This is a genomic window from Companilactobacillus versmoldensis DSM 14857 = KCTC 3814 (assembly GCF_001434295.1).
Taxonomy (GTDB): domain Bacteria; phylum Bacillota; class Bacilli; order Lactobacillales; family Lactobacillaceae; genus Companilactobacillus; species Companilactobacillus versmoldensis.
In genome coordinates, this window is sequence record NZ_AZFA01000016.1 from 1 (window position 1) to 23,758 (window position 23,758).

22 protein-coding genes and 1 tRNA gene are annotated in these 23,758 nt (G+C 38.6%); 18 read left to right on the plus strand and 5 right to left on the minus strand.

Annotated features, from left to right (window positions below):
• Nucleotides 1–54: 54 nt before the first annotated feature.
• The 3 genes from FC27_RS08340 to FC27_RS08350 all read right to left on the minus strand — a co-directional run bounded on the left by FC27_RS08340 (nucleotide 55) and on the right by FC27_RS08350 (nucleotide 4,013).
• Complete coding sequence (locus FC27_RS08340) at nucleotides 55–1,749, minus strand: glycerol-3-phosphate dehydrogenase/oxidase (protein ID WP_010624980.1); 1,695 nt, start codon at nucleotides 1,747–1,749, stop codon at nucleotides 55–57.
• Nucleotides 1,750–1,870: 121 nt separating this feature from the next.
• Entirely contained in the window at nucleotides 1,871–3,211 is a 1,341-nt protein-coding gene (locus FC27_RS08345) for an HD domain-containing protein (RefSeq protein WP_010624979.1), read from the minus strand.
• Nucleotides 3,201–4,013 (minus strand): lipoyl protein ligase domain-containing protein, encoded by an 813-nt coding sequence (locus tag FC27_RS08350; protein WP_010624978.1) that lies wholly within the window; start codon nucleotides 4,011–4,013, stop codon nucleotides 3,201–3,203. The genes FC27_RS08345 and FC27_RS08350 overlap by 11 nt, the downstream gene beginning before the upstream one ends.
• A gap of 68 nt (nucleotides 4,014–4,081) precedes the next feature.
• Here FC27_RS08350 and FC27_RS08355 point away from each other — a divergent pair, with 68 nt between their 5' ends.
• The 6 genes from FC27_RS08355 (at nucleotide 4,082) to FC27_RS08380 (ending at nucleotide 10,424) form a co-directional block, all read left to right on the plus strand.
• On the plus strand, nucleotides 4,082–4,522 hold the full coding sequence (locus tag FC27_RS08355) for a YwiB family protein (RefSeq protein ID WP_010624977.1): 441 nt from the start codon (nucleotides 4,082–4,084) through the stop codon (nucleotides 4,520–4,522).
• Between the two features lie 46 nt (nucleotides 4,523–4,568).
• Entirely contained in the window at nucleotides 4,569–5,210 is a 642-nt protein-coding gene (gene rpoE / locus FC27_RS08360) for a DNA-directed RNA polymerase subunit delta (RefSeq protein WP_010624976.1), read from the plus strand.
• A gap of 166 nt (nucleotides 5,211–5,376) precedes the next feature.
• Nucleotides 5,377–6,990: a CTP synthase gene (locus FC27_RS08365; protein WP_010624975.1), complete on the plus strand. Its 1,614-nt coding sequence runs from the start codon at nucleotides 5,377–5,379 to the stop codon at nucleotides 6,988–6,990.
• Between the two features lie 50 nt (nucleotides 6,991–7,040).
• Nucleotides 7,041–8,315 carry a UDP-N-acetylglucosamine 1-carboxyvinyltransferase gene (locus tag FC27_RS08370; protein ID WP_010624974.1) on the plus strand — a complete coding sequence of 425 codons (1,275 nt, stop codon included), beginning with the start codon at nucleotides 7,041–7,043 and terminating at the stop codon, nucleotides 8,313–8,315.
• Between the two features lie 263 nt (nucleotides 8,316–8,578).
• Nucleotides 8,579–10,075, plus strand: coding sequence for a ribosomal protection-like ABC-F family protein (gene abc-f / locus FC27_RS08375; RefSeq protein ID WP_010624973.1), 1,497 nt, complete (start codon nucleotides 8,579–8,581; stop codon nucleotides 10,073–10,075).
• A 100-nt stretch (nucleotides 10,076–10,175) separates the two neighbouring features.
• Complete coding sequence (locus tag FC27_RS08380; protein ID WP_010624972.1) at nucleotides 10,176–10,424, plus strand: type B 50S ribosomal protein L31; 249 nt, start codon at nucleotides 10,176–10,178, stop codon at nucleotides 10,422–10,424.
• A gap of 23 nt (nucleotides 10,425–10,447) precedes the next feature.
• On the opposite strand, the gene FC27_RS08385 is transcribed toward FC27_RS08380, so the two are convergent.
• On the minus strand, nucleotides 10,448–11,674 hold the full coding sequence (locus FC27_RS08385; protein ID WP_010624971.1) for a multidrug efflux MFS transporter: 1,227 nt from the start codon (nucleotides 11,672–11,674) through the stop codon (nucleotides 10,448–10,450).
• Nucleotides 11,675–11,760: 86 nt separating this feature from the next.
• Between FC27_RS08385 and FC27_RS08390 the strand changes: the two genes are divergently transcribed.
• From FC27_RS08390 to alr, 4 genes are all read left to right on the plus strand, one after another.
• Entirely contained in the window at nucleotides 11,761–13,122 is a 1,362-nt protein-coding gene (locus FC27_RS08390; protein WP_010624970.1) for a UDP-N-acetylmuramoyl-tripeptide--D-alanyl-D-alanine ligase, read from the plus strand.
• Nucleotides 13,123–13,201: 79 nt separating this feature from the next.
• Nucleotides 13,202–14,743 carry a degradosome RNA helicase CshA gene (cshA, locus tag FC27_RS08395; RefSeq protein WP_010624969.1) on the plus strand — a complete coding sequence of 514 codons (1,542 nt, stop codon included), beginning with the start codon at nucleotides 13,202–13,204 and terminating at the stop codon, nucleotides 14,741–14,743.
• A gap of 240 nt (nucleotides 14,744–14,983) precedes the next feature.
• Nucleotides 14,984–15,340 (plus strand): holo-ACP synthase, encoded by a 357-nt coding sequence (gene acpS / locus FC27_RS08400; protein WP_010624968.1) that lies wholly within the window; start codon nucleotides 14,984–14,986, stop codon nucleotides 15,338–15,340.
• A gap of 3 nt (nucleotides 15,341–15,343) precedes the next feature.
• Nucleotides 15,344–16,456 (plus strand): alanine racemase, encoded by a 1,113-nt coding sequence (alr, locus tag FC27_RS08405; RefSeq protein ID WP_010624967.1) that lies wholly within the window; start codon nucleotides 15,344–15,346, stop codon nucleotides 16,454–16,456.
• 223 nt (nucleotides 16,457–16,679) lie between these two features.
• Here alr and FC27_RS11825 read toward each other — a convergent pair.
• Nucleotides 16,680–16,776 (minus strand) — tRNA-Sec (locus FC27_RS11825).
• A 261-nt stretch (nucleotides 16,777–17,037) separates the two neighbouring features.
• Between FC27_RS11825 and prdC the strand changes: the two genes are divergently transcribed.
• From prdC to FC27_RS08445, 8 genes are all read left to right on the plus strand, one after another.
• Nucleotides 17,038–18,339 carry a proline reductase-associated electron transfer protein PrdC gene (gene prdC, locus FC27_RS08410; protein WP_268869699.1) on the plus strand — a complete coding sequence of 434 codons (1,302 nt, stop codon included), beginning with the start codon at nucleotides 17,038–17,040 and terminating at the stop codon, nucleotides 18,337–18,339.
• A gap of 25 nt (nucleotides 18,340–18,364) precedes the next feature.
• Nucleotides 18,365–20,380, plus strand: a complete 2,016-nt coding sequence (gene prdA / locus FC27_RS08415) for a D-proline reductase (dithiol) proprotein PrdA (RefSeq protein ID WP_010624965.1) — start codon at nucleotides 18,365–18,367, stop codon at nucleotides 20,378–20,380.
• Nucleotides 20,381–20,399: 19 nt separating this feature from the next.
• Nucleotides 20,400–20,705: a CBO2463/CBO2479 domain-containing protein gene (locus FC27_RS08420; protein WP_010624964.1), complete on the plus strand. Its 306-nt coding sequence runs from the start codon at nucleotides 20,400–20,402 to the stop codon at nucleotides 20,703–20,705.
• Entirely contained in the window at nucleotides 20,702–21,154 is a 453-nt protein-coding gene (locus FC27_RS12285; protein ID WP_010624963.1) for a glycine/sarcosine/betaine reductase selenoprotein B family protein, read from the plus strand. Before FC27_RS08420 ends, FC27_RS12285 begins: the two co-directional genes overlap by 4 nt.
• Before the next feature lie 27 nt (nucleotides 21,155–21,181).
• Nucleotides 21,182–21,427 (plus strand): hypothetical protein, encoded by a 246-nt coding sequence (locus FC27_RS12290; protein ID WP_029508212.1) that lies wholly within the window; start codon nucleotides 21,182–21,184, stop codon nucleotides 21,425–21,427.
• A 65-nt stretch (nucleotides 21,428–21,492) separates the two neighbouring features.
• Nucleotides 21,493–22,233, plus strand: a complete 741-nt coding sequence (gene prdD / locus FC27_RS08435; protein ID WP_010624961.1) for a proline reductase cluster protein PrdD — start codon at nucleotides 21,493–21,495, stop codon at nucleotides 22,231–22,233.
• Between the two features lie 12 nt (nucleotides 22,234–22,245).
• Nucleotides 22,246–22,725 carry a glycine/sarcosine/betaine reductase component B subunit gene (locus tag FC27_RS08440; RefSeq protein ID WP_010624960.1) on the plus strand — a complete coding sequence of 160 codons (480 nt, stop codon included), beginning with the start codon at nucleotides 22,246–22,248 and terminating at the stop codon, nucleotides 22,723–22,725.
• A 12-nt stretch (nucleotides 22,726–22,737) separates the two neighbouring features.
• Complete coding sequence (locus tag FC27_RS08445) at nucleotides 22,738–23,754, plus strand: proline racemase family protein (protein ID WP_010624959.1); 1,017 nt, start codon at nucleotides 22,738–22,740, stop codon at nucleotides 23,752–23,754.
• Nucleotides 23,755–23,758: the final 4 nt, after the last annotated feature.

The window sequence follows — 23,758 nt, forward strand, 5'->3', positions numbered from 1 at the left end:
ATACGATTTGACTTAGAGCCAGAATTAGTACGTCTATTATTTTTGTCTTAATGATTATTCAGCAGCAACATGATCAGCATATTTTGCTTTGATGTCATGTAAGTCTGTTAAGGCAAGTTTAGTATTAACTTCATCAGTCATAGCTTGTTTAGTAGATTCATCCCAGCTATAGTAATCAGCCATATAGTCGATGATAGCATCCTTAACTTCTTTCATATGATTGATGTTAAAGAGCATCTGACTACTACGACGAAGTAGGTAATCAATTGGATGTTCAACCATTTCAGCTTTCAAACCATAGTTGAGCATTGCCCAATCAACACGAGGTAAGCCATCTTTGTCGCCATCTGGAAGCAATTCATAAATGTCAGTTACGTTTGAACCATAACGTTGAACTAATTTTTCTGCATCTTCACGTTCAAGATTGTAGTTAACGATACCTTCGTGAACCATTTTGTCGAAGTATGTTGACCAGCCTTCGTCACCGCCAACATCACCACCCGAAAGGAGCAAATGTTCTGTCTGTTGACCTTCAAATGTGTAGTCAGTTTCGTTAGCTAGTTGTTCGGCAACACGGTTAACGATCTTTTCTGCCATCTTACGGTAACCAGTTAATTTACCACCGGCAATCGAAAGCAAATCTGAATCGGATTGGAAAATTTCATCTTTACGTGAAATTTCAGAAGGTGATTTTCCTTCTTCTTGAATCAATGGACGAACACCAGACCAACCAGCTTCAACATCATCAGGTGTAAGCTTTTGTGGTAGTTCGAACATTTGGTTAGCAGCAGCTAAGATATATGTCACATCGGCAACAGTGATATTTGGTTCTTTAGGATCTTCTTCCCATGTAGTATCAGTAGTACCGATGTAAGTCTTGCCTTCACGAGGGATGGCAAACATCATCCGACCATCATGGAATGGTGTATCGAAGAACAATGAGTTTGAAATAGGGAACTTAGCATTATCGATAACCAAGTGAACACCCTTAGTTAAGTGAAGATGTTTGCCCTTATTTGAACCATCCATGTCACGAATCTCATCAACCCATGGTCCACATGAGTTGACAACTTTCTTTGCGTGGATCTCACCAGTTTCACCTGATTGAGTATCAACGAACTTAACACCACAAACTTTATGGTTAGCATCGTATAACAAACCAGTTACTTTAGTATAGTTAGCGATCAAAGCACCTAATTCACTGGCTTTCTTGGCTACTTCAAGTGTTAGACGAGCATCGTCGGTTCTATATTCAACATATAATCCTGAACCTAGTAAACCTTCTGACTTAACATAAGGTTCTCTTTGAGTTGTTTCATCAGGTTCAAGCATTGTCTTACGTTCTGATTTCTTAACGTTAGCCAAACGGTCATAGACATCCAAACCGACAGAAGTCATGAATGGTCCATATGTACCACCTGCATAGAATGGAAGCATCATTTTCAATGGAGTTGTAATTTGGGGAGCGTTGTTATAAACGATAGCTCTCTCAGTACCAACTTCATGGACTTCCTCCAATGCAAATTGTGCGAGATAACGTAAACCACCGTGAACCAATTTAGTTGAACGGCTTGAAGTACCTGAAGCAAAGTCACGCATTTCAACTAAACCAGTTTGGATGCCACGTGATTGTGCATCAAGAGTGATACCACTACCAGTGATTCCGCCACCAATAACAAGAAGATCCAATTCCTCATCTTGCATCTTCTGTAAATTTTTAGCTCTAGTTTCGTTTGAAAATTCTTTCATGAAAGTTCCTCCTCGGGAAAATGTTCTATATACATCATAGTAAAATTTACCAAAGTTTGAAAGCGTTTTTATTCGAAAAGCCTAAATTTTTTTATAATAAGACAAAATAAGACAAAATAATCTAAATAATCATGTCGTTGTAAATATGTTTCTGAAATTTGAGATATTGATCACTAAAAATATCGTTCGAATGTTCTTCAAGCATTGCTTTAGGAAAATAAAAACGCTCATCACCGAGAATCTTACCAGTCAAGGCATTGACCAGACGACTTAAGGTTGAAAGTTCAATTAATGAACCATCATTTTGCATAATTTCGATTTGCGTGCGCTCTTTGTGTTCACCGGGATTATAAATATCGTATGGTAAATCGAAACTGGTATTAGTGGACGTGTAATATTTTTTATCAAAGCCGGCTGCTTCAACGATTGCAGCAAGTCCAGGAATCTTATCCTTAGTTCCTTCAGTAAATTGGACTGACTTGAATGGTTTTCTAGACAAGAAACGAGAAGACAAGTCTTTTAAAATTTCATCTGGATAGTCCAACCAAAGAGTAAAGTAAGTATTTAAAATCCCATCATCAAGGGCCAAATAATCGTCGATCGTTACTCGTTCTTCAAAGAAGGGAACTAGTAAGCTAGGCATTTCAAAACCGTTCATTTGATTGTGTTCATAGAGATCTTTGGCACGCTTCATCAATTTAGTTAAAACTACCTCCATCCCTCGAGACACTGGATGAAAATAGACTTGTTGATACATTTGAAAACGGGAGAGCACATAGTCTTCAACAGCATGCATCCCATTAGCATCAAAGGCGATTCCACCTTTATAAGGACGCATAACTCGTAAGATCCTAGTTAGATCGAACATACCGTACTTAGTACCTGTGAAGTAGGCATCACGCAATAAATAATCCATGCGGTCAGCATCGATCTGACTGGAGATCATTTGGACGACTTGCTTGTTTTCATAAGTTTTTGCAATCACACTCGCAACTTTTTCAGGAAAATCATCCGAAACTTGGCGGAGAACTTGATTGATCTCAGTTTTTGGTGAAGTGATGATCTCTTGGGTCCATTGTTCGTGATCAGTATTAAAGATATGCTCAAATGCATGCGAATATGGGCCGTGTCCGACATCGTGCAATAAAGCGGCACAGAGAGCAACGATACGTTCATTATCGTCCCACAAGCCGTCTCCGGGGGTTCTAGTCGGGTAATTTCTTTGGAAATTATCACAGATCAAACGAGTGATCTCGTATACACCCATGCAGTGGGTAAAACGTGAATGCTCGGCTCCTTGGAAAGTGAACGAGGAGGTCCCTAATTGCTTGATGCGTCTTAAGCGTTGAAACTCCTTAGTGTTTATCAGGTCAAGGATGACCTTGTGTTGGACATGAATATAGTTGTGCAGTGGATCGCGAAAAACTTTTTCACGAGGTAGTTTTTCAATCTTATAAGTCATAATTTTCTCCTAAGAGTTTGGTATTTTTGTAAACTAATTCTTCGAGTGTTTTTTGATAGGCATTTTGGTATGGCTGTGAGTTTCTAACAATGTTAAAATTCTTACGGTCAATGCTATAATTGTTACTAGTTAAAGTGGTTAATATTTTTTGCTCAGCACTAGTACTGGTCAATGGTTGATCAATCAAATTGTCGAGATTTTCCATTGAGTGGACGTCGACATTTGGGAAGTCGATTTTTTGGCTAACTGGATAATTGCTGACCTCGTAGAAGTCTTTCATTAATTGTGAGCGTCTCTTCTGATCTCCGGTGATGGAAATATATGCCATTACGGCGACGGCGTTTCCGGAACGTCTTTGCGAGATGCCAGCTATCTTTTGATCATTGATGCTCAAATCAAAAGTGCCGGGGCAATAAGAATGTTTGATCTCACCAGTTTTGATTTTTTGCGAAAAAGTTGCTTGCATGATATCGGCCATCTTTTGATACGCTTGGTCGATCGACAAGTCATCCTTATTAGGTAGAAACAAAGTGAAATTCAAAACTTCTGGGTCAGTGACGACCCCGAGGCCACCAGAATTTCTTAAATAATAAATGTGGTCGTTGTCGTCTAAGAATTTTAGGCCGCCAGCTAAGTTTTCCAAGCGTTGATCTTGAAGGCCTAGGATAACAGTTGGCGTGGTCGTCCAAAAATGGGCGACGGAAATTTTTTCTTCGGAAACGAATTGCAGGATAGCTCCTGTGTCGGCGAAGGGTTCAAGCATTTGTTGAGCACTAGTTAGATATTGGTCGTATAATAACATTTGCTGATTCACTTAATCACTTCTTTAAATAGTCTATTTATTAATTTTATCATGTGGGGTGTTATATTTTGGAAAATAATCGCATTGATGTAAATGTCGATCTAGATATGTCAGTTTTTCAAGCTGGTGAAATGACTCACACCAAGATTTCTGAGCCTGGTCGGTTTACACGCATGGGTAAATCTAGTTATCTAACATTTAATGAAACGATGGAAAATAATGAGTCTGCCTCTATTTTAGTAAAAATCACTGAAAATGGCGAAATTCATTTGAAAAGAGAGGCTAAGCAAAATAATTTAGCTTCGATGCTTTACTTTACGCATCATGATCATAATTCCGCTAGTGTTCATTCTGAGTATGGAGTCATGCAAATGAAGACATATACGAAGGATTCCTTGGTCGAAATTAAAGATAAACCGCTTCAAGGAAAAATAAATATTGATTATGACTTGATTTATGATGATAATATAGTAGGTAATTACAAGTTTAGGTTGATTTTTGGTGTCTAAATAGATATTATTAGATGTAAGACGCTGTGAAGGGACGTGTACACGTTTGAAACTTGAAAAATTCAAGAATCAAAATAAAGAAGAATTATCAATGATCGAAGTTGCTTATGAGATCCTCAATGAGAATAACAAAGAAGCAATGAACTTCTCTGATATCGTTAATGATATTCAATCATTTTTAGGGAAAACTGATGAGCAGATCAAAGAGCATTTGCCACAGTTCTACACAGATTTGAATAATGATGGTAGTTTCCTTTCACTTGGTGAAAACGTTTGGGGATTACGTAAATGGTACCCATTTGATTCTATCGACGAAGAGGTTAACCATCCCGAAGATAACGGAACTGAAAATACTCACAAAGCTGCCCAAAAGGTTAATGCCTTTTTGAGTGACGATGAAGAAGACGATGATGTCGTTGATTATGATGATGATAGTGATTTAAGCTTATCAGATGATGACTCAGGTGAGAGCAATGGTCCTGATTTGTCTAAATTCACTAATTCAGATATTTCTGTTGACGATAGTGATGAAGGTGACGACAAAGAAGACGATCTTGATGATGGTATCGAAGGTCAATTGACTGAATTTGACGCTGATGATGACGACATCGATTTATCTGACGAAGATGATGACGATGACGATGAAGACAGTGATGATGACGACGATTCTGACGATACTGATAAATAGATTGACATTTTTAAGAGTAAAGGTTTGACGATTGAACCCTGAAACAGTATTATATTGTTTGGGCTCTATTAGATAGACTAATTACAAGTTCCCTGTTCTGATGAATAGGGAGCTTTTTTATTTTTTAGTTAAGAAAATCCCTAGATATAATATGTGGAGGAAAGCTATGACGAAGTATATTTTTATTACAGGTGGAGTTGTTTCATCTTTAGGAAAAGGGATTGTGGCCGCATCTCTTGGTAGATTATTAAGAAATCGCGGATTGAAGGTCACAATGCAAAAATTTGACCCATACATCAACGTTGATCCTGGAACTATGAGTCCATATCAACACGGTGAAGTTTATGTTACTAATGATGGTACAGAAACTGATCTTGATTTAGGTCACTATGAAAGATTTATTGATAACGATTTGAACAAATATTCAAATGTTACAACCGGAAAGATTTATTCAGAAGTTATCTCTCGTGAACGTCATGGAGATTATAACGGTGCAACCGTTCAAGTAATACCACATATTACAAATATGATTAAAGAAAAAATAACACGTGCCGCAACGACGACTGACTCAGATGTCATTATCACTGAAGTTGGTGGTACAGTTGGTGATATCGAATCAACACCATATCTTGAAGCTTTGCGTCAAATGAAAGCTGATGTCGGTTCAGAAAATGTTGTCTATATTCATACAACATTGGTTCCATATTTGAAGGCTGCTGGTGAAATGAAAACTAAGCCAACACAACACAGTGTTAAGGAATTACGTGGTATCGGTATTCAACCTAACATTTTGGTAGTTAGAACTGAAAAGCCTATGCCACAAAGTATGAAAGACAAAATTGCTTCATTCTGTGACGTTGATCCAGAAGCAGTTATCGAATCACGTGATGCTAGTTCAATTTATGATGTTCCTTTGAACTTACAAGCTCAAGACTTTGATGATATCGTTTGTCGTTACTTGAACTTAGACACTCAAAAATCAGATATGTCTGACTGGAACAAATTAGTTGATCGGATCCATAATTTGAAACATACAACTAAGATTGCTTTAGTTGGTAAGTACACAAAATTACAAGATGCTTATATTTCTGTTACAGAAGCTTTAAATGCTGCAGGTTATGTATATAATACAGATATTAAATTAGATAAGATCTCTGCTGATAAGATCACAGAAGATAATGTTGATGAGATGTTGAAGGACTATGATGGAATCCTCGTGCCTGGTGGTTTCGGTAGTCGTGGTCTTGAAGGTATGATCACTACGATCAAGTATGCCCGTGAAAATGATGTACCATATTTTGGTATTTGTTTAGGTATGCAAATGGCAAGTATCGAATTTGCCCGTAACGTAGTCGGCATCAACGATGCAACTACCGGTGAGATCGAACCAGATGGTGATAACAAGATCATTGATTTGATGGCTGATCAAAAAGATATCGAAAATGTCGGTGGGACTTTGCGCTTAGGAGCTTATCCATGTAAACTAAAGGAAGGCACTAAGACCGCCGCTGCATATGATGATCAATCAGTTATCCAAGAAAGACATAGACATAGATATGAATTTAATAATGCCTATCGGAAACAGTTTGAAGATCACGGTCTAATCTTCTCAGGTGTATCACCTGATAATCACTTAGTAGAAGTGATCGAGATCCCTGAGAACAAGTTCTTTATTGCAGCTCAATATCATCCTGAATTCCTCTCAAGACCAACTAAGCCAGAAGGATTATTCAAAGCCTTCATCGGTGCTGCATCCGGCCTTGACGAAGAAGATCTTTAAAATCAGGATCTTTCAATTTGATGTAGTTAATAATAGTTAGGGAAAAACTTATGCAAAAACTTGTAATTAATGGTGGAAAGAAATTGTCGGGAGAAGTGACGATTGGTGGTGCCAAGAATAGCACCGTTGCTTTGATTCCCGCCGCAATTTTGTCAAGTACACCGGTTGTACTAGATTCAGTCCCACAGATCAGGGACGTGGATAATCTACGATCTATCCTACTTGATATGAATGTCACGTCTGAAGTTAAAAATGATGTTTTAAAAATTGATCCAACCAAAATCCATTTTGCAGAATTGCCAAGTGGAAAAGTTAGCAGTTTACGAGCTTCATATTACTTTATGGGTGCTATGCTTGGCCGTTTTGGTAAGGCTGTAGTTGGTTTCCCTGGTGGAGATGATATTGGACCACGTCCAATCGATCAACACATTAAAGGATTTGAGGCTTTGGGTGCTCATGTTGAAAACAAACAAGGCCAGATTATCATCACTGCTCCTGAAGAAGGACTAAAGGGTGCTAAGATCTTCTTAGATATGGTTTCAGTGGGCGCAACAATCAATTTTATCCTGGCAGCTGTTCGTGCCAAGGGAACTACCGTGATTGAAAATGCCGCTAAGGAACCAGAAATTATCGATTTAGCCACTTTCTTGAACAACATGGGTGCAGTCATCCGTGGTGTCGGAACTGAGACTATCAGAATTGAAGGAGTGGACGAGTTACGTTCGAACAACTCGCACACCATCATTCCTGATCGAATCGAAGCTGGGACTTATTTAAGTTTAGCAGCTGCTAATGGTGGAGATATTTTGATCAATAATATCATTAGTGAGCATTTAGACGCATTCTTAGCTAAATTAGATGAGATGGGTGTTAATTTGGAGATTGGCGAGGATAGTATTTATGTTAAGCCATCTCCCGAAATCAAAGCGGTCAATATTAAGACAATGCCTTATCCAGGCTTTGCTACTGACTTGCAACAACCCATCACGCCGTTATTGATGCAATCAAAAGGCGAAGCAATGATTATGGATACTATTTATCCAAAACGCGTCAAGCACATCTCACAGCTCCAAAAAATGGGCGGAGACATCTCAAGTGAAAACGACTTGATCTTCGTTCATGGCGGTTCCAAATTGAGCGGAGCTACCGTTTCAGCTGATGAGATACGTGCGGGAGCTTGTTTGATGATTGCAGGATTGATTGCTGATGGCACAACGACCATCGAAAATGCAGAAAATATTTTACGTGGCTACGACCGAGTAGTTTGGAAGTTACATCAATTGCAAGCCGATGTAGAACTAGTCGGAATTGACGATTTAGCCTGAAATTGAAAAAAGATTTTTATTGATGCTTTAAAAGAAATTATCATGAGAGGAAGTGTAGCCATTGAGAAAATAAGTCGAAATACCAATTAATACGTATGTGTTTATTTGGTTTTGACTTATTTTCTCCAATGGTGGACTTCCTTGCACAATTAACTTCTTAAGGATGAAGTACGCCCTCAGTATTGGAGACAATATTGAGGGCGTTTTCTTTCCATCTAACCATTAGTTAAAACCAGCTGAACACCCGAAATGAGGGGATTCTTATGGGTACAATTCAAATAAATAATTTAAGTTTCAAATATAACCAAATGTCAGATCAACTTTTTGATCACGTTGATTTAAATATTGACGAAGCTTGGAAGCTAGGATTGATTGGTCGGAATGGACGCGGTAAAACTACTTTGTTAAAGATCTTAATGCACCAATTGGATTTTCAGGGACAAATCACGACCAATTTACAGTTCTACTATTATCCGCAGAAAATTGTCCATCCACGGCAAACGGTCAGGAATTTGGTTTTGAAATTATCAGGCCTGGTTGATTATGATATGTGGAAAATTGAAATGGAACTAGCTAAGCTAAAATTGAGCTCTCAGCTCTTAGAACGAAAATTCAGTACATTGAGTCCAGGTGAACGGACAAAATTACTCTTAGTGGTCATGTTTGCTAATTCAACTGGTTTTCAATTGATCGATGAGCCAACTAATCATTTGGACATCGAAGGACGTAAAGTTGTGGCTGATTATCTACGAGCTAAAAAGGGATTTATCGTTATCAGTCACGATCGAAATTTTCTTAACCAGATCATTGATCATGTCATCTCAATCAATCGAAAGGATATCACGGTTTACCAAGGAGATTTTGATACCTGGGAAACGTCTAAGACTCAACAGGATCAGCATGAACTGAATGAAAAAAATCAGTTACAAAAAGATATCAAGCTGATGCAACAATCTGCAGTCAAAAAGAGCAACTGGGCCCAACAAACTGAAAAAGGCAAGCAAAAGAATGTCAAAATGGATCATCATGCCAATCTCGATAAAGGTTTTTTAGGGCATAAGTCAGCTAAGATGATGAAAAAAGCTCGGATGATGCAAAAACGTACTGAGAAAGCTATTGATCAAAAAGAACAACTTTTACAAAATATTGAGATCGAACAGCCGCTGACATTCAATTATCAGAAAATTAATCATTTTGACTATTTTATTAATGTTGAAAAATTACAACTGAGCAATCAAGACACCATAACACCGAAAGTTTCCTTCACAGTCAAAGAAGGAGAGATTGTTGCATTTGTTGGACCTAATGGCGCTGGTAAATCCACTGTATTGAAAACTATTCTTGGTGAAAAACTGCCATTTGAGCAATCCGGTTTGATTGACGGCAAAAAACTACTAGTCTCTTATTTGCCCCAAGAGACAAGACTTCGTGGTACTATAAAACAGGTCGCCAAGAATTATGATTTAGAGATCGGAAAAATATTTTCCACTTTGCGTAAGCTAGGTTTTGAACGAGTTTTGTTCAATGAACCAATCGAAAATATGAGTCAAGGTCAAAAGCAGAAGGTCGCGCTGAGTGTAAGTCTATCGACGCCAGCAAATCTATATTTATGGGACGAGCCGTTCAACTATTTAGATGTCATCACACGTGACCAAATTGTGACGGCAATAAAAAAACAACATCCGACGATGTTGTTGATTGATCACGATTTTGGCTTGCTTGAAGAAATTACCGACCAAAAAGTCAGCTTTAAAAAATAGAATTATATTGAATATCTTAGTTGTTCATGATATTATTTAATACCGTTAGCAAATTAATCTCTATTTCAGCAAATGATTTAGGGCAAAGGAGACATTTATAATGAAACAAGGAATTCATCCAGATTACCGCCAAGTTGTATTCATGGATTCTTCAACTGGCAAGAAGTTCTTAGCAGGTTCAACTGTTAATTCAAGTGAAACAACTGATTATGAAGGTAAAGAATATCCATTGATTCGTGTTGAAATCTCATCAGATTCACATCCTTTCTACACTGGTAAACAAAAGTTTGCTCAAGCAGATGGACGTATCGATCGTTTCAACAAGAAATATGGTTTATCAAACAAATAAAGCCATCCTTTCTCGGATGGCTTTTATTTTTTGGCTTTTTTTCGATGTAAGTGGGTAAAGACCCAGACAAAGTTAACTAATGCTAGACCACTTGTGGTCAAGAAAACGGCTGAATAACTTAAAGCACTGGAAATGTATGAACCAAGTAATGGTCCACAGACATTACCAACCGACTGGAATGATTGATTATAACCAAAGATCCGTCCGGTGTTTTCAGCGTCAGTATTTTTAGCTAATAAAGTTTGTACTTGTGGAACTAAGCAAGCATCTGAAACTCCGACTAGAAAGCGCAAGATTGCTAACTGCCAGATATTATTGACAAAGGCTTGCGGAATATATACTAAGACGGCAAAAATTAGCCCGCCAATCAAGATTTTGCCGGTACCTATCTTATCACCCAGGGCACCAAATCGTGGTGCAGCGATGATATTAGCGATACCTGGTAAAGCTGCAACAACTCCGGCAATCAAAGTTACCTTATCTGATCCTTTCATCAATTGTTTAACATACAAACTGATGATGGGGTTGATTGAGTTATTGGAAGTCTGAATGATCATAGTGGTGACAAACATTGCCAGAATAATATTAGGGTTCTTAAGTTTATGAAAAATCTCACTCGTGCTTGCTTCTTGTCCTTTAGGAATAGGTTTGAAATCTTCTTTAATGAAGATAACGACCAAAATAAAGGCGATGAACAGTAAGGATCCAGTGATCATAAAAGGAATCCGATAACCAAGGTATTGTGCAATGACACCTCCAACTAATGGTCCTAAAAGTGTTCCTGAGATGACACCGGTATTTAAAGTACCTAGTGCTTTACCGCTCTCTGACCTAGGAGCAGTTGAAGCAATCAGTGTGTTGGCGTTACTGACAAAACCTGAAAATACACCTTGAAGCAGTCTTAAAACGACTAATTGCCAAGGAGCTGTTACGAAGGCTTGTAAGAAGATTACGATTGCCATTCCTAAAGCAGCTCGAATCAACATTAGTTTTCGACCACGTCGATCGGCAATTTTACCCCAAATAGGAGAGATGATAGCCATAACTAGAAATGTGGATGAGAAAGCAATACCATTCCAGATGACTAGTTGACTTTTTGTGAAATTGCCCATTGTGTTAATGTATAATGGCATAAAGGGTGTTATCATACTAAAGCCGATACCTGTCATAAAGGTACTGAACCAGAGGACGATTAGATTCTTTTTCCAATAGTTATTCTCTTTTGGAGTTTTTTGTGTATTTGAATCCATTAATACATCAAATCCTTTCTAAGTAAATTAGTATACTCTTTTATTATTTAGGAGAAAATTTTTTTTAGAACTGGGGATTATTGTTCATGAAGATGAAGTTACAAGAAGTTTATTCTGCTTTGAAAATTCAAGCAGATGAGATACCAAATGTGGAGATCACAGGTGTTTGTTTCGATAGTCGTAAGGCTAAGACTGGGGACCTTTTCTTTCCATTAAAGGGTGACCGCGATGGCCACGAATTTATTGAAAGTGCCATCAGTAATGGTGCTACAGCCACTGTTTGGCAAAAAGATCATGAGATCGTTGATAAATCTATTCCTTATGTGGTCGTTGACGATGTAATGAAAGCTTTTGAAACTTTGACCAAATACTATTTAGCTAAGGTCAATCCTAAGGTAGTTGCAGTAACAGGAAGCAACGGAAAAACTACTACTAAAGATATGATTGCTAGCATATTAGCTGTTAACAATAACGTAGCTAAGACACCAAAAAATTTCAACAATGAAATTGGTGTTCCGTTTACGATTTTAAATATGCCCATCAATACTGAAGTGTTAGTGGTAGAAATGGGAATGGATCGTCCTGGTCAGATCGACCACCTAAGTGGTTTAGCTCATCCTGATGTTTCAGTTGTGACGATGATCGGTGAAGCGCATATCGAATTTTTCGGAACGAGAGATAAGATTGCCGATGCCAAAATGGAGATCACACGTCATCTCCAAGAAGATGGCTTATTCATTTATGATGGTGATGAACCATTATTGACAGAACGTGCTGAAGATGTACAAAGGAACAAAGCAACTTTTGGTGAAAAAGAAACCAATACTATATATGCAACCACGATTGAAAGTGATAAGCAAAAAACTAGTTTCAAGACTAATTTGTGGCCAGAAATTGAATTCACTGTTCCAATCATGGGTGATTACAATGTTAACAATGCAATGGCAGCATTATTAGTTGGCAGAAGATATCATGTTCAAGTTGAAAATATGCAAAAAGCTCTGTCAGATTTATATTTAACTGAAAATCGGACAGAATGGTTAAAAGCCCGCAATGGCGCGGATATTTTAAGCGATGTTTATAATTCTAATCCAACTGCAGCTGCTGAGGTGCTCAATAATTTGAAAAAATTGTCGACAGGGCGTAAGATTGTTGTTCTTGGAGATATGTTGGAATTAGGTTCTGCTTCCAAACAATTGCATGAGTCATTGGCGGACCATATCGATCCCAAAGATTTTCAAAAGGTCTATCTTGTAGGCAACGAAATGAAAGCTTTGTACGATAGGCTAGTTACAAAGTATGACCCAGCTGACTTGAGCTGGTATAGCAAAGAACAGTTAGACAAACTAACTGAAAATTTAAAAGAAGAAACGAACTCAAATGACACAATTTTGTTGAAAGCAAGTCACGGCATTCATCTGGAAAATGTCTTAAAAGAATTAGTTTAAGCGTGTTGGTTGAGTAACGTTGGATAACATGGTAGGGTAATTTGATTACGTTTAAACCATGTTTACACGGAGGATTTTTGTGAAATTTAGCGAATTAAATTTAGATTCAAACTTATTAAGTGCTGTTGACGAGGCCGGTTTTGAAGAAACAACCCCTATTCAAGCACAAACTATTCCACTTGTTATGACAGGTGATGACGTGATTGGACAAGCCCAAACGGGTACTGGTAAAACTGCAGCTTTTGGTTTACCTATCTTGGATGCTGTTGATACGAACTCAAGTGATATCCAAGCTTTGATTATTTCTCCAACACGTGAACTAGCAATTCAAACACAAGAAGAATTGTACAAATTGGGCCGTAATAAAAAGGTCCGTGTTCAATCTGTATATGGTGGTTCTGATATTAGAAGACAGATCCATGCTTTGAAGAGTCATCCAAGTATCGTTGTTGGTACTCCAGGTCGTATCCTTGACCATATCAATCGCCATACTTTGAAGTTACACAATGTTAAGACTGTTGTCTTAGATGAAGCTGATGAAATGCTTGATATGGGATTCGTTGAAGATATTGAAAGTATCTTGTCAAACGTTCCACACGATCATCAAACACTTCTATTCTCAGCTACAATGCCAAAACCTATCATGAAGATTGCTGATAAGTTTATGACTGACCCTGAGATTGTTAAGATCAAATCCAAAGAATTAACTGCTGATAACATCGATCAATATTTTGTCAAAGCTCGTGACTTTGAAAAATTTGATTTGATGACTCGGATCTTTGATGTTCAAGGACCTGAACTAGCTTTGATCTTTGGTAGAACAAAGCGTCGAGTTGATGAATTGACTCGTGGATTACAAGCTCGTGGATACAATGCAGAAGGTATCCATGGTGACTTATCTCAAGATAAGAGAACTAGTGTCTTACGTAAATTTAAGGCTGGTAAACTCGATTTCCTAGTCGCAACTGATGTTGCTGCCAGAGGATTAGATATTTCTGGTGTATCGCACGTTTATAATTACGATATCCCTCAAGATCCAGATAGCTATGTACATAGAATTGGACGGACAGGGCGTGCCGGTAAATCAGGTGTCTCAGTTACTTTTGTAACACCTAATGAAATGAGTTACCTAAGAACCATCGAGAACCTAACCAAGAAGCGCATGAAGCCATTAGCACAACCTACTGATAAAGAAGTCCTTACAGGACAAATGGGTGCTGTTAAAGAAGATATCAAGAGCACATTAGCTCATGATAGTAATCTTGATCGTTTCAAAGACGCTGCTGATGAGTTATTAGCAGAATACACACCAGAACAATTGGTTATGATTTATTTGAACACTGCAATCAAAGATGCTCAAAGTGTTCCAGTTAAAATTGCTCCCGAACGTCCATTACCAAATCGTAAGCAAAGTCATAACCGTTCAGGTCATGGCAAACGCCATCGTTTCAGTCATGGTCGTCGTAGTGGTGAAAGAAATGAACACCATCGTCGTAATGACGACCGTCGTGGTGGCGGCCGTGGACGTAACGGAAACGGCAACGGTGGGAACCGTCGTCGTAATGAAAATAAGAAATCAACTCAATCAAAGAAGTCATTCAAGATTAGAACAAATCTTTAGTCGAAATTGAAATAAAGTATTTTTATCAAATGTTTTATAATGTTGAAGAAGAATTCAAATATCTTTGACGGTCTTAAAATGATAAAAGTATTACAGAGTCACAAGACGAGATGAGATACTTGAAAATGATAGCCTCATCTGTTGATTGAACAAATAGTTTTTATGTCAAAATGGGGCATTTCACATCGTGGAATGGCTCATTTTTTTTACAAAATATTGAAAATAAGGTGATGTAAGATTATGATTAAAGGCTTAGGAGTCGATATTGCAGAAATCGATCGTGTCAGAAAAATTTATGGGAAGCATCCTAAATTCGTTGATAAGATCCTGAATCCAGACGAAATAGAAGTGTTCGATAGCTTAAATACTGAGAAACAAAAAATGACTTATCTCACTGGTCGCTTTTCTTCCAAGGAGTCGTTTACTAAAGCAATGGGAACGGGTCTCGGTAAAATAGGTTTCCACGACCTAAGCATCTTGAATCATCCTTCCGGTCAGCCTTATATCAAGACCGATATTTTTGATGGCAATATTCAAATCTCAATATCTGACACAGATGAATTGGTAATTACTGAAGTTATCATAGAGGAGGAATAAAGCATGATACCATCAATACATAGACCAGCTACGGTCGAAATAAATCTCAGTAATTTAAAAAGTAATTTACGTAATGAGTTGAAAGCAGTCCCTGAGGGGACCGATGTTTTTGCGGTAGTCAAAGCTAACGCATATGGTCATGGACTCGTAAGAGTTGCCCAAGCAGAAATCGAATATGGAGCAAGCGGCCTGTGTGTCGCTACTCTCGATGAGGCAATCGAGGTCAGGGATGCTGGCGTTGTTGCTCCAATCTTAGTTTTAGGCGTAACCCCAGTAAAATATGCTGAGATAGCTAATAAGGCAGACATCTCCTTAACAGTTCCATCACTAGAGTGGCTGCAACAAGCTGCTAGTGAAAATATTTATCAATTGAAGATTCACTTGGCAATCGATAGTGGCATGGGTCGGATCGGTTTTTTGAATCATGAAAGTTTGGTAGCTGCCTGTAAGTTTGTTAAGGATCATCCTGAATCATTCATCCCAGAAGGTTTGTTTACTCATTTTTCAACAGCCGATAGTCCTGATCAAAGTTATTTCGACAAACAAGTTAAACGATTCAATGAGATCAAACATGATTTGCCAATCAAATTCAGATATGTTCACTGTGCTAATTCAGCCACGGCATTGTGGCATAAAGATCTGGCAGTTAATATGGTCAGATATGGAATTGCTTTGTACGGCTTGAATCCATCGCAAACAGATATCACTGACTTACCGTTTGAATTGAAACCAGCTTTAAGTTTACATTCAGAATTAGTTTTTACTAAAAAGGTTCAACCTGGTGAAAGCATTGGTTATGGTGCTACTTATACGACTAATGAAGAAGAATGGATCGGAACAGTGCCGATGGGGTACGCTGATGGTTGGTTGAGGCGGATGCAGGGTTCAGATGTCTTGATCGAAGGTCAACGTTGTCCAATCGTTGGTCGGGTCTGCATGGACCAATTTATGGTCAAATTACCGCATGAGATGCCCGTAGGGACGAAAGTTACCTTGATAGGTAAAAACGGTAATGATGAGATTACAACGACTGACGTAGCAAAATATGCCGGTACAATCAATTATGAAATTCTTTGCAGTCTGGCTGAAAGGTTGCCGAGAGTATATTTAGAATAATTTTCAAAATACAATTATTTTTATAAAACGCTTTACAGAAATAAGTAAAGATAAGAAAATCACAATCTTCATGACATATATTATGAAATAAAATTTCAGAAATTGATTTAAATCTTAGAGTTATTTGATTGAAAACAAAATAAAAGGACTACATCTATTCGATGTAGTCCTTTTATTTTGCTCAATTTTTTTATCTAGATCGATCGATCTAGTTTTATATGCGTGGCGGGAATGTGTGGGAATCGAACCCACCCAAGAAGCTACTAACCCCTCATACTAGTTTTGAAGACTAGAAGGAACACCAGAACCTATCCACTCCCAATTAATAATATTAGCAACAGTTCATGAACCTGTCAATGAAATAATTATTGGATAATTATTAGTCTTATTTTTAAAAAACTTTTGAAATAGTTTTCTGAAATTGATTAAGGCCTAGAGATATCAAGTTGGATGTAATTAACAGAAATTTAATATTATTAAATGTAAGAAACCGCTTAATATACTTTATTAATTGTGATAATATGAACTTGCGAATGAAAACGGTTGTATTCGCTAATTTCAAATAGAAGGGGGTGAAAATAATGGAAAAAGTCACTATTTTACTAAAACAACATGTTGGTAAACCAGATAAGCCACTCGTTGAAGTGGGCCAACGTGTAAAAAGAGGAGAATTGATTGCTGAACCAGTTGGTTTAGGTGCAAATATTCATACTAGTCTTACTGGAACGGTCGAAGATATAACTGATGATGCAATTATTATTGATGCTGACGAAGATCAATGCAAAGAAGACTTTGTACACATCCCTGACTCAGATGATTATTTAACTGACATTGAAAATGCCGGAATCGTCGGTGCCGGTGGTGCTGGATTCCCAACTTCAGTAAAACTTTCAAATAAGATCCCTGGCGGATATTTGATTGCTAATGCTGCTGAATGTGAACCATTGCTTTGTCATAATACCCAAGTTGAAGAGCGTTACGCTGATCAAATAGTCCGTGGTATGAAATACCTGCTAGAGATCACTGATGCCAAGGTTGGATATATTGCTGTCAAGAAGATTCATCATGCAGCTGTCTTGGCCTTAGGTAAAGCATGCAAGAATGAACCTAAGATTCAAGTTAAGTTTTTGACGAATATGTATCCTGCCGGTGATGAACGTGTCATCGTTCGTCAATTGTTAGGAGTCGTCTTAAAACCTGGAGAACTACCAATTAAAGCTCATGCAATTATTCAAAACACTGAAACAATCAAACGTGTCGCTGAAGCGATCGAATTAAGAAAACCATTTATCGATAAGGATATTACTTTGGATGGTCGGATCAAAGAGCGTTCAACCGTCTTTGAAAACGTGCCAATTGGATTGCCAGCTAAGAAATTTATCGATGCAGCTGGTGGATACATTAATCCACATGGTGATATTACAGTCGGTGGTCCTTTCACAGGACATACAGGTAAAGAGTCAACTCCAGTAACAAAGACTACTGGTGCCTTCTTAGTCGCAATGCCTTATCCACAAGTTCATAAGAAAATTGGCTTGCTTGAATGTGAATGTGGTGGTCAAGAACCACGTCTTCGTGAGATTGCTAAGAAGATGGGCAGCGAAGTTGTTGCCTTTCAACGGTGCAAACGCATGGTTTTAGTAAATGGAAGATATCGGTGTAGTCTACCAGGAATTTGTCCTGGACAGGCTGATGCGGTTCTTGCAATGAAGAAGAAGGGTGCTGAATCAATCTTGACTGGAACCTGCCAGGATTGAACAAATACCGTCACAGGTATAGCTCCTCGTGTAGGAGTTTCAGTTTATCATTCAACAGATCATGTACTTAGAGCAGCAGGACATAGACTATATCGTAAGCTTCCAGCAGATTTTCAATCATTATAAGATTAAAATTTAAGGAGGAAGACATATGTCTATTTCAAAAGAAACTGCTATGGATCATCTCAAGGATCCAGCTGTCTTATGCTGTAGAGCAGAAGGCGGAATCACACTCCAAGCTTCAAACTTGGAGGACCCGGATCTATTTCCAGATTATGAGGATTCTGGCCTTTTGGAATTACCAGATGATGTCCTAAATATTGAACAAGTATTAGGAGCAACTTTAAAAGATACTACTGATGCCTTGCTTCCATTGACACCTGACATGGTTGATAATATTCAATCACCATCAGATGATTCAAATGATGATTCCGATAAGGATGATTCAGAGGACAACTCAACAGATGACACAGCTGACAATGCAAATTCAGATGCATCCGTTGCAACAAGTACTGATCAATCAGCGCAAAACGCAGCACAAACGGTAACACCAGTTATTACCAGCGGAACAACTTCCAATGGAGTTATCAAGATCGATATTGCTAAAGGTGAAGGGATTCATCTTGAAGTTCCAACAAATGCGAGCACTACCTCAATTCCGAATCAATCAAACCAAAAAGTCGTAAACGATTCAACAACTGAAAATGCTGTTGCCAATAACAATGACAACAATAATGATTCAGCTGACAACAATGCGACTGCTGATACAGATGATAACAATCCGGATGAAGTACAAACAAAGGTAGTTCGTGAACTAGAAAGAGATCACTTCAAGATCACTGAAGTTAAATTTGGTGACAAGACAGAGATCAATGGAACAACTTTAACGATCAGAACTCCAAAGGATCTTTGTAAAGAAGCCGTTGAGACTGAAAAAATCGTTCAAGATATGACTTTGGAAATTATTACACCCGATGATTACGACAAATACAGTGAAACAATCATGGATGTTCAACCTATAGCTACTAAAGCTGAAGGCGAAATTGGATCTGGTGTTACAAGAGTACTTGATGGAGCAGTCTTTGTTCTTACAGGTACTGACGAAAATGGGATCCAAATTGGTGAATTCGGTTCATCAGAAGGTGAAATGAATAAGAACATCATGTGGAATCGTCCAGGTTCACCTGACAAAGGTGACATCATGATCAAAGCGCAAGTTACTATCGATGCTGGACGTAACATGGAACGTATCGGACCTTTGTCTTCTCACAAAGCTGCTGATATCATCACTCAAGAAATCAGAGAGGCTTTGAAGAAGGCTGATGATAGTCTGATCGTTAATAAAGAAAAACTAGTTCAAAAACGTCATCCAAATCAAAAACGTGTGGTAATCGTTAAGGAAATCATGGGTCAAGGTGCTATGCACGATAACTTGATCATGCCAGTCGAACCAGTTGGTACTCTTGGTGCAAAGCCAAACGTTGACCTTGGTAATTTACCTATCATGCTTTCTCCACTTGAAGTATTAGATGGTGGTATTCATGCTTTGACATGTATCGGACCTGCTTCAAAGGAGACTTCAAGACATTATTGGCGTGAACCAATGGTCCTTGAAGCAATGAATGATGAAGATATCGATCTAGTAGGTGTCCTCTTTGTAGGGTCACCACAAGCTAACACAGAGAAATTCTATGTCTCAAAGAGATTGGGAATGACTATTGAAGCAATGGACGTTGACGGCGCAATTGTTACAACAGAAGGTTTTGGTAATAATCATATTGACTTTGCTTCTCATCTTGAGGAAATCGGTAAACGTGGCGTTCCCGTTGTCGGAATGACATATAGTGCCGTTCAAGGTCAATTAGTTGTCGGCAACAAATACATGGATGCCATGGTTGATAATAACAAGTCAGCTCAAGGTATCGAAAATGAAATCTTTGAAAATAATACACTTTGTCCAGAAGACGCAATCAGAGCTATGGCTATGCTTGAAACAAAGATGGCCGGTGGCAAGATCGAAAAACCTGAACGTAAGTGGAATCCAAACGTCAAAGAAAATAACATTAAAGTTATTGAAAAACATGACAACATTAAGATTGAAGAAGAACCAAATGAACAATCATTACCAAAGAGCAAGAAGAGAATAGAAATTTACGAAAAAGAATAATGATTGAAGGGTACTAGGAATGGACAATTACGATAAATTGAATTATCCGTCAACCGAATCAGTTTACGAAGGAGTTATCTCTGAAGTAACTGATGCCGGTGTGACAATTGAACTTAAGGGTAGATTGGGAACATTAGAAATACCAAAGCGGATGTTGATCTGCGAACATGAGCCTCAAGTAGGCCATGAAGTAGGATTTTTGATGTCATACCCAGAAGTTTTATCCGAGACCCCCAATCCTAAATATGTGAAAGCTTTTGATGATTATAAAAAACATCGCGATGAGATCAAGCATCGTACTGAAGAGAGGAAGGAAAAAGAATGACCTTAAAAAAATATGATGGTCTTCAATCAGAGATTTATGTTCCGATCACCCCAAAGCCAGTTTGGGCACCGGTAACTAAAGAACTGAAAGATATGAATATCGGTATCGCTACTGCTGCCGGTGTTCATCTAAAAAGTGATAAAAGATTTAATTTAGCTGGAGATACTAGTTATCGTGAAATCCCTTGGGACACACCAGCCGAAGATTTGATGGTTTCTCATGGTGGTTACGATAACAGTGATGTTAACAAGGATATCAATTGTATGTTCCCAATTGACAGACTTCGTGAATTAGCTAAAGCAGGATTTATTCGTGGACTAGCACCTATTGAATATGGATTCATGGGTGGTGGTGGAGATGTTGATGTCTTCACACACAAGACTGGTCCAGAAATTGCTCAAAAGCTTAAAGCCGAAGATGTCGACGGCATCATCATGACAGCCGGTTGAGGAACTTGTCATAGATCTGCCGTGATCGTGCAGAGAGCAATTGAATCCGCAGGGATTCCAACAATTTTAATAGCAGCTTTACCTCCTGTAGTTCGTCAAAATGGTTCACCTAGAGCTGTAGCACCTCGTGTTCCAATGGGAGCTAATGCCGGAGAACCTAATAACGTCGAAATGCAAACAGGAATAGTTAAAGATACCTTGAAACAACTTGTCTCAATTGAGTCAGCTGGGAAGATCGTACCTTTACCATATGAATATATAGCTAAAGTTTAATTTAGCTATCTTGAAGGAGGGCACAAATGTGAGCCCTCCTTTATTATTTATAAGGAGCTATTCCTATGAAAAAAGATAAATTAACAATTCAAGCTTTTTCAATGCAGCATGTTGATTTTGATCAGGAATACCATCTGACTAAAGATAGCTTAAGCATTCCCGACCATCCGTTATTTGAACTCGATGACCGACTAAAGTCACTGACCATCAAGTTGGTCGACCCTAAAGACTGTCATTTTGAAGTCAATACCATCATGGATGTCATCCCAATTTCCACCAAAGTTTTGGGGAAAATCGGTTATGGCTTAACCAATACCCTAACAGGCGTCAACGTCATATTGACCGGTGCCGACGAAACGGGTATTCAGCTCCATGAATTCGGATCTTCGGAAGGATACTTGGACGAGAAAATCAAATTTGGCCAAGATGGCACTCCTGATCTAGATGATCAAGTTATCTTGATCGATGCTGAATTGTATCAAGACTTTGAGTTCAATCGTGAAACGTGCGAGATGATCTTTAAGACCGTTGATGATTATTTACAACCAATTAGAGAAGAATTGAAGATGCTCAGTGCTAGAGAGGCATCTGAAAGTTTCGATTATTTCAATACAAAGCACCCCGGCAAACCAAAAGTAGCCATCGTTAAAGAAGTTGCCGGCCAAGGTGCCATGTACGACAACATCGTTTTTCCTAAAGAGCCTTCAGGAATAGATCAAGGCATTTCCATTATTGATATGGATAACATGCCAATCTTATTGACAGCGAATGAATACCGCGATGGCGCTATTCACGCGCTAGTTTAGGAGGGATGAAAAATGGGTATTGGACCTTCAACTAAAGAGACCACGCTCCACCATTTCCGTGATCCGTTAGTGCGGACTGTTGCAGTTGATCCAGACATTGATTTTCAAGGAATCATTGTTGTTGGGACGCCACAAGACAATTATTTGAAGACGCTTGTCGGTGTCAGGACTGCAGTCATGCTTGAAGCTATGCGGGCAAATGGAGCAATTATTTCAGCTGATGGCTGGGGTAATTCTGATGTGGACTTTATGAACACTATGACGGAAATCGACGACCGAAAAATTTCCGTGGTCGGTTTGAAATTCATTGGTGTCCAGGCGGGATTTGTCGTCAACAACGAATTGACCAAATTCGTGGTCGATATCAACAAATCCTCAGCCGGGATCGAAACTACTGTGGTTGGTGAAAATAATCTATCTGAAAAAGATGCACATCAAGCGTTAGGCTTGTTGAAACTTAAGATGCGACACGATGGACAAGAAGTTAATTAGGGGGATAAAGTCATGCAATTTAATAAAATGATGACAGCCATCGATTCACATACCGCTGGTGAAGCTGCCAGAATCATTACAAGCGGCGTTCCAATTTTAAAAGGTAATACTATCGCCGAAAAGAAACAATATATGATCGATCACTATGATGATATCAGAACGGCCGTCATGCTTGAGCCAAGAGGGCACAACGAAATGTTTGGCGCTTTCTTAGTTGAGCCTATGAAGCCGGAAGCTGATTTTGGAATTATTTTTATGGACACAGGTGGTTATTTGAACATGTGTGGTCACAATACGATTGCTGCGGTCACTTCAATCGTGGAAACGGGCATGATCGATGTTAAACCTGGTGCTAAAGAGCAAAAAGTTGTTTTAGACACACCAGCAGGGTTGATCCACGCTGTGGCTCACTTGAGTGGTGACCATCAAGTATCCAGTGTTTCGTTTCAAAACGTACCATCATTCTTGTACAAAAAAGATGTCGTTGTAGATGTCCCAGATATTGGTAAGATTAAGTTGGATATTTCCTTTGGTGGAAGTTTCTTCGCTATCTTGCCAATCGCGGAAGTCAAAGAAAAGATCGAACCAGAAAACTCGCAACAATTAGCTGATACAGGGATGAAGATCCTTAAAGCAGTCAATGAGCAAGTCAAGGTCCAACATCCCACTTTGGACTACATCAAGACAGTCGACTTAGTTGAAATGTACGGTGATCCCAAAGATGAAGAAAGCACTAAGCAAAATGTCGTCATCTTTGGTGATGGTCAAGTTGACCGTTCTCCTTGTGGTACAGGGACGAGTGCCAAATTGGCTACCTTGCATGCCAAGGGTCAATTAGGTATTGACGAAGAATTCGTTTACGAAAGTATTTTGAAAACTAAATTTTATGGACGCGTTGTTAAAGAGACTAAAGCAGGCGATATACCAGCGATAATTCCTGAAATCACCGGTTCCGCTTGGATAACTGGATTCAATCGATTTGTATTTGATCCAACTGATCCATTAGTACACGGATTCGAATTAAAATAAGGAG